At 34.3% G+C, this 11,378-nt stretch carries 10 protein-coding genes and 1 other RNA gene; 5 read left to right on the forward strand and 6 right to left on the reverse strand.

Features of this window, described 5'->3' with window-relative positions; genetic code table 11:
- Positions 1-387: 387 nt before the first annotated feature.
- From CRO00_RS12085 to CRO00_RS12100, 4 genes are all read left to right on the forward strand, one after another.
- Positions 388-1,332 (forward strand): hypothetical protein, encoded by a 945-nt coding sequence (locus tag CRO00_RS12085; RefSeq protein WP_097073926.1) that lies wholly within the window; start codon positions 388-390, stop codon positions 1,330-1,332.
- A 439-nt stretch (positions 1,333-1,771) separates the two neighbouring features.
- The gene (locus CRO00_RS12090; RefSeq protein WP_237658403.1) at positions 1,772-2,029 is read left to right on the forward strand and encodes a helix-turn-helix domain-containing protein; all 258 of its coding nucleotides are present in this window, start codon (positions 1,772-1,774) and stop codon (positions 2,027-2,029) included.
- A 140-nt stretch (positions 2,030-2,169) separates the two neighbouring features.
- Complete coding sequence (locus CRO00_RS12095; protein WP_097073927.1) at positions 2,170-3,348, forward strand: site-specific integrase; 1,179 nt, start codon at positions 2,170-2,172, stop codon at positions 3,346-3,348.
- A 177-nt stretch (positions 3,349-3,525) separates the two neighbouring features.
- The gene (locus CRO00_RS12100) at positions 3,526-4,695 is read left to right on the forward strand and encodes a site-specific integrase (RefSeq protein WP_097073928.1); all 1,170 of its coding nucleotides are present in this window, start codon (positions 3,526-3,528) and stop codon (positions 4,693-4,695) included.
- Positions 4,696-4,820: 125 nt separating this feature from the next.
- Here the strand turns inward: CRO00_RS12100 and ssrA are convergent.
- From ssrA to secG, 5 genes are all read right to left on the reverse strand, one after another.
- Positions 4,821-5,175, reverse strand: a transfer-messenger RNA (tmRNA) gene (gene ssrA / locus CRO00_RS12105).
- Between the two features lie 153 nt (positions 5,176-5,328).
- The gene (gene smpB / locus CRO00_RS12110; protein ID WP_097073929.1) at positions 5,329-5,796 is read right to left on the reverse strand and encodes an SsrA-binding protein SmpB; all 468 of its coding nucleotides are present in this window, start codon (positions 5,794-5,796) and stop codon (positions 5,329-5,331) included.
- A 106-nt stretch (positions 5,797-5,902) separates the two neighbouring features.
- A complete protein-coding gene (gene rnr, locus CRO00_RS12115) occupies positions 5,903-8,272 on the reverse strand; it encodes a ribonuclease R (RefSeq protein WP_097073930.1) in 2,370 nt (789 codons plus the stop codon).
- A gap of 15 nt (positions 8,273-8,287) precedes the next feature.
- Positions 8,288-9,031, reverse strand: coding sequence for an alpha/beta hydrolase (locus CRO00_RS12120; RefSeq protein ID WP_097073931.1), 744 nt, complete (start codon positions 9,029-9,031; stop codon positions 8,288-8,290).
- A gap of 162 nt (positions 9,032-9,193) precedes the next feature.
- Positions 9,194-9,421: a preprotein translocase subunit SecG gene (gene secG, locus CRO00_RS12125; RefSeq protein ID WP_097073932.1), complete on the reverse strand. Its 228-nt coding sequence runs from the start codon at positions 9,419-9,421 to the stop codon at positions 9,194-9,196.
- A gap of 199 nt (positions 9,422-9,620) precedes the next feature.
- Between secG and CRO00_RS12130 the strand changes: the two genes are divergently transcribed.
- A complete protein-coding gene (locus CRO00_RS12130) occupies positions 9,621-10,586 on the forward strand; it encodes a nuclease-related domain-containing protein (protein WP_097073933.1) in 966 nt (321 codons plus the stop codon).
- A 601-nt stretch (positions 10,587-11,187) separates the two neighbouring features.
- Here CRO00_RS12130 and CRO00_RS20170 read toward each other — a convergent pair.
- The coding region (locus CRO00_RS20170; RefSeq protein ID WP_161946675.1) for a hypothetical protein at positions 11,188-11,378 on the reverse strand (191 nt) is incomplete at its 5' end.

Raw genomic sequence — 11,378 nt, forward strand, 5'->3', positions numbered from 1 at the left:
TCCTTTTAGTGAGTATGTTATATAATTTCCACCCTGACTTTAATAGAGCGGGGATAATAAATTTTGTACAAATATCACGTTCTGAAAGTTTTTCCCCTTCCATCCCCCTCCTAACCAATTTTGTTCATAGTCAATATTATAGCAAATATAAGGCAGTTAATGGGCTATATAGTAGGAAAGAAGGGGTTTATTTTGCCTATTGTCAATGATGCATAAAAATAATTTCTTAGTGCTTATAACCTTTAGAAATGAAAGCTCGAACGCTATCAAACCATAACCCTATCGTTCTTTATAGTAATGTTGTCTATAATTTGCATTGGAAAGCTCAACAAACCCTTGATGACATTGAGTTTAAGAGCTTTTAAATTCATTCAAAAGGAGAACACTATGAGTAAAAGAAAAACAATTAAACCAGTAGATAGTAAAATAACTTCCTTGCAATATAGCACAGAGATTTCAATAGATACATTGACTCTTGTAGCAAAACTGACCTACGAACAGCAAGAAGAATTGGCTAATCGAATTATTCTTTATCACAATAACCAGTATCAAGATCAATATTTCCGCTACAGCAGAGTAATCAATAACATCATCATTAAAGTATCTCCAAGGAACGCCCTTACCGCTATAAATTACAATACTATGATTATTTTTCCAAAGAGTGCTTCACTTACTAAAGTTCCTTATTCAATTCGAGAAATCCTTCAATTCGACACTTGGAAAATAAAACGTATTGATATTGCATTTGACTTTTCAAACAATACCCCTTTCTCTTCTTTTTGCAATCGCCTAATATTTAAACATCATGGCAATGTTAAATTCCTTCAACAGAGTAAAAATGACAAAGATTGGAAATCTGAATATGTTGGTAGCTTGAACCCAAAAACAGAAGCTAAAGCATGTTGTTACGATAGAAATGAAAAAGAATCTGATATGGGAACGGGAATAGAGCATGACCACCCTCTTCGTTTTGAAGTGAGGCTGTACCCAAAGTTAAACGAGTACAATACTTTAACAAGAATTGATCATGGTTGGATTGAAAAAAAGTTAGAAAAGTTTATCTTTGTTCCAGATATTGAACTGTTGCCAATAAATAAGTGGGACAAGCGAAGGCTATACAAAATACAAGAAGACTACGATTACCTCAAACAATTACCCTCCCCGAAACAAAAAGATTTAAAAAGAGTAGCAAAGGAACATCGAGTAGCATTTGAAGATATCTATTCAATGAATAAGGAGCAATTGTTTTCATTCCTTAAATTAGAACCTCTAAGTAACGAGTCCTATGGGGTTTCAGAACAATTAGATTACAATTCTTTACTACAAGACTAAGATTCTAAAGATTGTTACAGTTAATTGTTATACAACAAAAAAAATACAAAATCAATGTGTTATATAAAAGGTCGAACCATCAAGCTATTGAATTTAAAAGTGAAGTTTATTATATTCATGATGTCTAAGCTTTTTACTACTTTAACTCTTCAAAATTCCACTATGAAAAACTGTCAATCAATCGCTAAAAACAAACCTTATGACCTTATTCCCCTTTCAAGTTTCTTACAATTTTTGTTTCACCCCAAACGAAGAATATAACACCCAGTTTCATGTGAAGGAAGCAAGTGAGGTAATACTCAGCTTATGCAATCTTCTTTAAATCCTCATCTCAATTCAATGCTATCCATCTTTATCCCCAAATTCAGAGAAGTGTCTTTATGAACGACATTTCTAATTCAAAAATACCCCACAAAACAAACCCCAAGGAGTGATTAATATGGAACAACTAATCATTAACCCCACTACTATTGAAAAAGATTTGAAACATTTTATTATCTCAACAGTTCAACAAATTTCAAACGAATATCAGCCCAAAGAATGGATGAGTTTAAAAGAAGGAGCAAAGTACGCTAATGTTTCTTACAACACCTTCATTAAATTCAGAGAAATGGGATTAAAAGTTTGTGAAATTGACGGGATAAAACGTGTATCCAAAAGCGAGATTGATAGTTTCTTAAATCTTCATAGCTTTTAATTAACCCAAAAACTTACAGTAGTTAAGTTAGAGGTAGATGGTCAACCTTATTTCACTTTACAATTACGCTTTTGTAGCTAATGGTCTACGCTCATCTACTTCGTATTAATATCCCGATGTATTATAGGAGGTCAATTAACATGAGAAAATTTAAAACAACTTCAATTCGTTCATACACTTTAAAAAACGGTGAAAAACGTTATATGTTCAAAGTTTATCTTGGAGTTGATCCACTAACTGGAAAACAAAAAGATACTACTCGTCGTGGTTTTAAGACAAAAAAGGAAGCAGAAATTGCATTGGCTCGTATAAAGCTCGAAGTATCTGAAGGCACATTTCGAAAGCAAAGAGCTGAAACTTACAAAGATGTCTATGATCTTTGGATTAAGCAATACGAGAAAAACGTAGAAGAAAGCACTTTTATAAAAACATTAGGAATTTTCCGTAACCATATATTGCCTAAAATCGGAAATTATAAAATTACAAAAATGAATGCTCATATATGTCAAAGGCACGTGAACGAATGGGCAAATAAGTTAAAAAAGTTTCGAACTGTAAAAAGCTATGCCTCAAAAGTCCTCGATTTTGCAATTAAACATGACTATATCCAGACAAATCCATTTTCACTCGTTGAACTCCCAAAAAATCCAAAAAAATTGCAGTTTCATGAAGTTTATAATGAAGATGAAAATGAAAATTTTTACACTAAAGAACAGCTAATTAAATTTTTACAGTGTATGAAACAGGAATCTAATCCAAAGGCATACACATTATTTCATCTGTTAGCCTACAGTGGTATGCGTAAAGGTGAAGCTCTCGCTTTGTCTTGGAAAGATATAGATTTCAATAAGAATGAAATTCGTATTAATAAAGCCATTTCAAGAGGGAAAGACAATAAACTGTATGTTAAATCTACAAAGACTGGAATGGCTCGTACTATTAAAATGGATACAAACACAATGTATATATTAAAGGAATGGAAGAAGTATCAAAGACAAGAACTACTTGTTTTAGGATACAACGCAATACAATCAAACCAACTTATTTTCAACAATAATAAAAACCAATTTTTACAACCTAATATGACAACTAAATGGTTGAAACGTGTTTTAACAAAATATCAACTTCCAATTATCACAACTCATGGATTTCGACACACACATTGCTCACTACTATTCGAGGCTGGGGTTAGTATGAAAGAAGTACAAGATCGTTTAGGCCATTCAGATATTAAAACGACAATGAACGTGTACGCTCATGTTTCAAAAAATGCAAAAGAGGTTGCAGTCAATAAATTTGAAATGTTTATGGCTATCTAATTAATCATTTAAAAATACTTTAAATTAATTTTTAGTCTCCCTACTTTACTTGGGGAGATTTTTTTATTTTTGTTTACTGTTATCTTAATATTTTTATTGAAATCATTTATGATATATATGTTGCTATAGCAACAACAATCTTCTATTTCTTGTCTCCGTAAGATTTAGGAGGAAAAAATGAGTAAAACTAAAAATTCCGTTATTAAGATGTACACAAAAAAGAACAATGAGAAATGTTACATGTTTAAAGTATATTGTGGTATTGATCCATTAACAGGTAAGGAAATATATACTACCCGACGTGGTTTTAAAACAAAAAGAGAAGCAAATCTGGCATTAGCCGAACTCAAACTTCAAATTAGCAAGGGCGAATTTAGAAAACAGTGTGTAGAAACTTATGCAGATATATACAAGTTATGGGTTGTCCAATACGAGAAAACGGTTGAAGAAAGTACATTTGTTAAGACATATGGCATCTTTAAAAATCACATTCTGCCTGCCCTTGGAGAATATAAGATTGAAAAGATGAATGTGGAAGTATGTCAAAGGCATGTTGATGAATGGGCAGATAAGCTAAAAAAGTTTCGTACTGTCAAATCCTACGCTTCTAAGGTAGTCGATTTTGCAGTTAAGCGTGGGTATATTACTACAAATCCTTTCAAATTAGTAGAAATGCCTAAGAAATTGAAGAAAATAAATATTGGGGATGAAGAAGAACCTGAAAACTTCTACACTAAAGAACAGCTTAATGAATTTCTTAATTGTTTGGAGAAGGAAAATAACTTTAAAGCCTTTGTATTATTTCAACTTCTGGCTTACTCTGGTATGAGAAAAGGAGAAGCACTTGCTTTAACTTGGCGAGACATAAACTTTACAACAAATGAGATTCGCATTAATAAAGCCATTTCAAGGGGAAAGAACAACGCCCTTTATGTGAAAACCACTAAGACAGGTATTGCTCGAACAATAAAGATGGATCTAAAGACAATGGCGATTCTAAAAAAATGGAAAAAGCAACAACGAGAAGATTACCTTGCTTTAGGCTTTAACACTTCGCAACCAAAACAACTTGTATTCAGTAACGAAAATAACGAGTTTTTACAACCTACAAAACCACGCAAATGGCTCCAACATATTCTAACAAAATACAATCTTGCGACAATCACAACGCATGGATTTAGGCATACACACTGCTCTTTGTTATTTGAAGCAGGCGTTGGAATCAAAGAAGTTCAAGATCGCTTGGGGCATTCAGACGTGCAGACTACTTTAAACATCTATGCTCACGTAACCGAAAAAGCAAAAGATGAAGCGATTAATAAGTTAGAAAACTTTATGAGCCTGTAAAAGTTTTTGACCATGGATTTGACCATGGATGTTTGATACTGAATGAAATCCTATGAAATAGTAAAAGTGCCAAAACCCTTATATATCAAGGATTTTGACACTCAATGAAATCATATGAAATTAAATTATGGAGACGGCGGGAGTCGAACCCGCGTCCAGAAACTCCAATACTCAAACTTCTACGCGTGTAGTTTGCCTACTTGCATTTCGTGTGTCATTATGCCGACAAACAGGCGTCCTGCACACTAGCTTGGAAATCTCTTATCAGTGACTCAAGCGGCACCACTAATCGTATCCCACTAAAGTTGAGCCCAACGTTGTCCACATGGGCGATGGACAGGCTGAGCGCTACGAGACTAAGCTGCGTAAGCTAAATTTTGTTGTTTGCCAGTTATTATAAACTAGTCGTTGATGACGGAGCCGAGACCTCCGACGCGCAGCTCAAGCTTGAACCATCCCTGTCGAATCCGTAACGTCCCCCTATAAAAGAAGGTTGTGTAGTTAAACACATACGGAAAAGGTTGTTTAAGCCTTTTACTACTCTGGCAACTTGTAAACTTATTATAGGACAAATTTGTTTAAACTGCAACATATCGCTTTATTCCTCTATGACCGATTTTAACCAATCGTATTTTAAAATTGATTTTTCGCCTTAAACACACGTTCCATCTCACGTTTCGCTTCTTTCTTCTTCAGATCGTCACGTTTGTCGTAGTTTTTCTTACCTTTACCTAAACCGATTAAAAGTTTTGCATAGCCATCTTTAATGTACATTTTTAATGGGACGATTGTGTATCCTTCTTGTTTTGTTTTTCCTAGTAATTCGCTAATTTGCTTTTTGTGCAATAACAATTTACGAACTCGTAAAGGGTCATGGTTAAAACGATTTCCTTGATCATACGGACTAATGTGCATGTTGTAGATCCATGCTTCCCCATGGCGAATTTGTACGTATGAATCTTTCAATTGTACTTTGCCGGCACGAATGGATTTAATTTCTGTTCCTTGTAGTACCATTCCTGCTTCATAAGTTTCTTCAATAAAATAATCATGGCCTGCTTTTTTATTTTGGGCTAAAACTTTCCCTGTTCCTTTTGCCACAGCCAACACCTCTCATTCTCACAACAAAACAGAACTCTATTAGAAAATAATACATTTAAACAAAGAAATTGCCAAGTGCGAGATACTACTCACACTCGGCTCAATTTTAGCGTTTTTTCTTTTTCTTTTTTGATTTTTTCGCAACGCCTTCATAAAACTTTTGCTTTTGTTTTACTTTGCGGCCACCTGAACCTGAGCCTGACGCGGAACCTTTGCCACCTTTTCTACGGTCACGGCCATTTTCATTACCACCGTCGCGATCACGACGTCTACCATTGTCATCTTCACCTTTTCTTCCAGCATGAATGACTTTTGGAGCAGCTTTACGTGTTCTGCCATAAGATTGCACCATACCAACGATTTCAAAATCGACAGAAGATTCTTCAATGACTACATTGGCAACACGAACTTTAACCTCATCCCCAATACGGAATTGACGGTTCGTATGTTTACCAATCATAATCATTTGTCGTTCATCGAAGTTGTAGTAATCGTCCGTCATGTTTGTAATATGGACAAGACCTTCAACCGTATTTGGCAATTCCACGAAAATACCGAAGTTTGTTATGGAAGACACAATACCTTCGAACTCTTCACCAATTTTATCAGACATGTACTGAGCTTTTTTCAGTGCATCTGTATCACGTTCTGCATCAACAGCACGGCGTTCACGGTCTGAAGTATGGTCTGCAATTTCATCCATCACTTGTGCCCATTTGAATGTTGTTTCCTTCGATACATCCCCTTCAACTAAATACGTACGAATTAGGCGGTGTACGATTAAGTCAGGATAACGTCGAATCGGTGACGTAAAGTGCGTATAGAAATCTGTTGATAAACCAAAGTGACCAATTGACTCTGGATAATATTTCGCCTGTTGCATCGAGCGAAGTAACATAGTCGAAATAACCGGCTCTTCTGGCATACCCTCAATTGCTTGAATAATTTCTTGTAATGCTTTCGGATGTACTGAGTTGCCTGTTCCTTTTACCACTAATCCAAAGTTTGTCACAAATTCAAAGAAACGTTGTAACTTCTCAGGTTTTGGATCTTCGTGAATACGGTAAATAAACGGAACTTGCATCCAGTGGAAATGTTCAGCTACTGTTTCGTTGGCAGCTAACATAAACTCTTCAATTAAGCGCTCAGAAACAGTACGTTCACGAAGTACGATATCTGTTGGCCAGCCATCTTCATTAACAAGCACTTTCGATTCTTTAAAGTCAAAGTCAATGGCACCGCGCTCCATACGTTTTTTTCGTAAAATCGCAGCTAAATCCGCCATATCTTTAAACATTGGAACAAGCGGCTCGTAACGCTTCATCAATTCTTCATCTTGCTCTTCCAAAATTTTATACACATCGCTATAAGTCATTCGCTCTGTTGTCTTTATTACACTTTGGAAAATTTCATGCTCAACCACATGTCCATTTTGGTCGATAATCATTTCACAAGATAACGTTAAACGATCGACTTGTGGATTTAATGAACAGATTCCATTTGATAGACGGTGTGGGATCATTGGTATTACTCGGTCTGTTAAATAAACACTTGTTGCTCGTTCGTAAGCTTCTGTATCAATGATGGAGCCTTCCTTCACATAGTAGCTAACATCTGCAATGTGAACACCAAGTTTATAAGTACCATCCTCATTTTTCGTAACTGTAACAGCATCGTCCAAGTCTTTTGCATCTGCGCCGTCAATTGTAACGATCATTTCATTACGCAAATCACGACGACCTATTAAATCTTTCTCTGTAATTTCATCTGGTACTTCTGCTGCAGCTTGTACGACTTCTTGAGGGAAATCTGGTGGAATGTCGTATTTATAAAGGATTGATAAAATATCAACACCCGGGTCATTTTTGTGGCCAAGGATTTTTGTAATCATTCCCGTTGCAGATTTAATATCGTCTGGCCAGTTAACAATTTCGACAACAACTTTATGACCGTCTACTGCACCTAATGAATCTTCCTTCGTCACGAAAATATCCATATTCATTTTTTTATCATCAGGTACAACAAATCCAAATCCTCTATTTGCTTGGTATGTACCAACAAAAGTAGACTTGCCACGTTCAATGATCTTTATGACAGTACCTTCTCTGCGATCACCAGATGTTTCTTTTAACACACGAATTAATACGATATCGCCATTAAGAGCACCATTTATTTCATGTGGTGGAATGAAAATATCATCCATTCCCTCTTCATCAGGTGTTACAAATCCGAATCCTTTCGGGTGACCAATAAATTTACCTCTCAGCAAATTCATGCGCTCAGGTAAGCCATATCGGTTCGCGCGTGAACGAACGACTAAACCTTGATCTTCCATACGAACCAACGTTTTTATTAGTTCTTTAAACTCTTCAGCATCTTCAAGTTGTAATTCTTGTTCTATTTCATCAACTTTCAACGGTTTATATTCATCATTTTTCATTAAATTTAATAACCGTTGTTGTAATTCTTCTGTCATGTATTTTCCCTCCTTCTACTCCCAATCTAATGATTCTAAAAATTTTAGAATCGTTTCGTGAAGTTGTTGTTTTTCTTTATCTAGCGTAATGACATGGCTAGAATGTTCAAACCATTTAATTTCTTTTTTTAAGGATTCCACTTCTGTGTATATAGTATGAGCAGAATTGGGATCAATAATTTCATCATTTTTTGATTGTACGACTAGAATTGGTGCATAAATCATATCAAGTTCACCGCGCACATCGACAATTAATTGTTGTAAAGCTGGCAAAGAAGGCATTCCCTTTGAACGAATCTGCTCTATTTCTTGTTCGATTTGTTCCTCTTTTTTTCCTTCAAATCGTTTATAATCGTACGCATATTTAATAACACCTTCGAACATTTTATCTGTAGTTCGCATTGTCATTGGTGAACACATAGTGATGATTCCTTTTAAAGGCTTTTCCATCGCAAGCTTTAACGAAAATACGCCACCAAGCGACAATCCTGCAACAGCGATTTCGGTGTAGCCTGCATTTTTTAAAGTTTCATATCCTTGTAAAACATCTTTCCACCAATCTTCAGGTGACGTATCAATCAAGTTTTCTGGTGGTACGCCATGCCCTTTATAGTGTGGCGCGTGACTAGTGTAGCCATTCTTTTCAAGGAAACGTCCAAGCATTCGAACATCTGAAGAACTTCCAGTAAATCCATGTAATAGCAATACCGCACGTTTTCCAGCTTCGAAAAAGAATGGTTTTATTTCTGCATTTCGCATAGTTTCCCCCATTTTTCGTTCATCTCATTGGCACATAATTTGTTTTGTTTCATGAAAATTTATTCTGACCAGTAATTAGTCATACATGAAAATTATGGCACTATAAGGTTAAAATAAAACACCTAACCTGTACTTGGTTAGGCGTTGGAATCTTGTATGTTGTTAAAATTTTACGATTGCTAACGCTAAAATAAAGAACAAAACTGCAAGAACAATAGTTATTCTATGTAAAACTAAATCCATACCTCTTGCCTTTTGTTTACCGAAAAGTTGTTCAGCTCCACCTGAGATGGCACCTGATAATCCCGCACTTTTACCTGATTGTAGTAAAACAACAACAATTAAACCGATGCTTACAATAATCAGTAATGTTAATAATACTGTATGCAATTACTCCACCTCCTGAAATAGAAACTTCACAACAAAGTACAGTATATCAAATATATTCTGAAGTTACAATAATTTGGTCATATACTTATTATAATAAATCCAGCAAAAAAGTCTGAAATAATAAATATAGCAGCTTTTAATTTCATCTCTTCAAATTGTCAGAGACTTCCATTAAAATACATTTTGAGGAGGTGAAAAGTTGATTCTACTTGAACGAAAAGTTCCTAATAAATTATTATTTGCAAATGCACTTGTAAGACGATTAGATAAGAACCATGAGTATTTTGATTACTATGTGAATCTATCAAATCGATTACAAGCTGGGTACAAGGGTGAATTATTTGTCGATCGGCAATTAATTGAAATTACCCACCCTGAAAAGCACTTTTTACTTTTTAACTACGAGTGTATAAATGAATTTGGCTTTTCCCACCAAATCGATACACTCTTACTCACTCCTGAATTTCTTCTCATTATTGAAATTAAAAATATATCAGGACGAGTTGACTATGATGAGGACAAGCATCAGTTAACCCGTACTCTTATAGATGCTACTGAAAGTTTTACAAATCCCTTCACCCAAGTTAAACGACATGGACAATATTTTTTTCGTTTATTAAAAAGATTAAAAATATCATTGCCGATTGAGTATGCCATTGTATGCTCGAATCCATCAACGATTATTGGGACTATACCAAAACACCCCCCATTTTTTCATGCTAGCGGCTTACAATTTTATTTAAATAAATTAGAGGCCAAACACAAATCAGTTGTTACTCATAGTAAATTAATTGAACTTTCAAAGTATCTTATCTCGAATTTAAAACGTCAAGAAGTAAAAAACAATATTGATCCAAGTAATATTAAAAAGGGCGTTTTGTGCGAAATGTGTAATTATAAATTTCAAATGCACTATAAGGCTGGATTTTGGTGCTGTCCAAATTGCGGAGTTCGAAATAAAAATGCGATATTACAATCCTTAGACGATTATCGGTTATTAGTAAATAAATATATTACGAACCAGGAATTTCGGGACTTTTTTGGGGTTGACTCAATGCAAGTGATCTCAAAACTATTAGCTCGACTCGGCCTCACTTCAGAAGGAGAGAAACGTGGAAGACGGTACATTATCCCTGAGAATATAGTGGAAAGAGGACCATTCTAAGTTGGAATGGTTCTTTTTGTTTTTTTGATTGTACAAATTGTTCTATTATTGAGGTACTTTTTTCTATTATCTAGCCTAAAATTTCTATTATTAGTGTGATTTTTTCTATTATCCCTCCGATTTTTTCTATTATTTTTGAACTTTCTATTATCGAGACACTTTTTTCTATTATCTAGCCTAAATTTTCTATTATTAGTGTGATTTTTTCTATTATCTCCCCGATTTTTTCTATTATTTTTGAACTTTCTATTATCGAGACACTTTTTTCTATTATCTAGCCTAAATTTTCTATTATTAGTGTAATTTTTTCTATTATTAGTGTGATTTTTTCTATTAATCCCTTGAATTCTTCTATTATTTTTGAACTTTCTATTATTGAGGCACTTTTTTCTATTATCCCCCCTAAATTTTCTATTATTAGTGTGATTTTTTCTATTATCCCTCCGATTTTTTCTATTATTTTTGAACTTTCTATTATTGAGGCACTTTTTTCTATTATCTAGCCTAAATTTTCTATTATTAGTGTGATTTTTTCTATTATCTCCCCGATTTTTTCTATTATTTTTGAACTTTCTATTATCGAGACACTTTTTTCTATTATCTAGCCTAAATTTTCTATTATTAGTGTGATTTTTTCTATTATCCCCCCTAAATTTTCTATTATTAGTGTGATTTTTTCTATTATCCCTCCGATTTTTTCTATTATTTTTGAACTTTCTATTATTGAGGCACTTTTTTCTATTATCCCCCCTAAATTTTCTATTATTAGTGTGATTTTTTCTATTATCCCTC

It is taken from the genome of Ureibacillus xyleni, assembly GCF_900217795.1.
In the GTDB taxonomy this organism is placed as follows: Bacteria; Bacillota; Bacilli; order Bacillales_A; family Planococcaceae; genus Ureibacillus; species Ureibacillus xyleni.

Excerpts from the sequence above, each read along its gene's own strand:
- CRO00_RS12090 (WP_237658403.1), top strand. The coding sequence starts at position 1,772 with ATGGAACAACTAATCATTAACCCCACTACTATTGAAAAAGATTTGAAA.
- CRO00_RS12120 (WP_097073931.1), bottom strand. The coding sequence starts at position 9,031 with ATGCGAAATGCAGAAATAAAACCATTCTTTTTCGAAGCTGGAAAACGT.
- CRO00_RS12085 (WP_097073926.1), top strand. The coding sequence starts at position 388 with ATGAGTAAAAGAAAAACAATTAAACCAGTAGATAGTAAAATAACTTCC.
- CRO00_RS12095 (WP_097073927.1), top strand. The coding sequence starts at position 2,170 with ATGAGAAAATTTAAAACAACTTCAATTCGTTCATACACTTTAAAAAAC.
- rnr (WP_097073930.1), bottom strand. The coding sequence starts at position 8,272 with ATGACAGAAGAATTACAACAACGGTTATTAAATTTAATGAAAAATGAT.
- CRO00_RS12100 (WP_097073928.1), top strand. The coding sequence starts at position 3,526 with ATGAGTAAAACTAAAAATTCCGTTATTAAGATGTACACAAAAAAGAAC.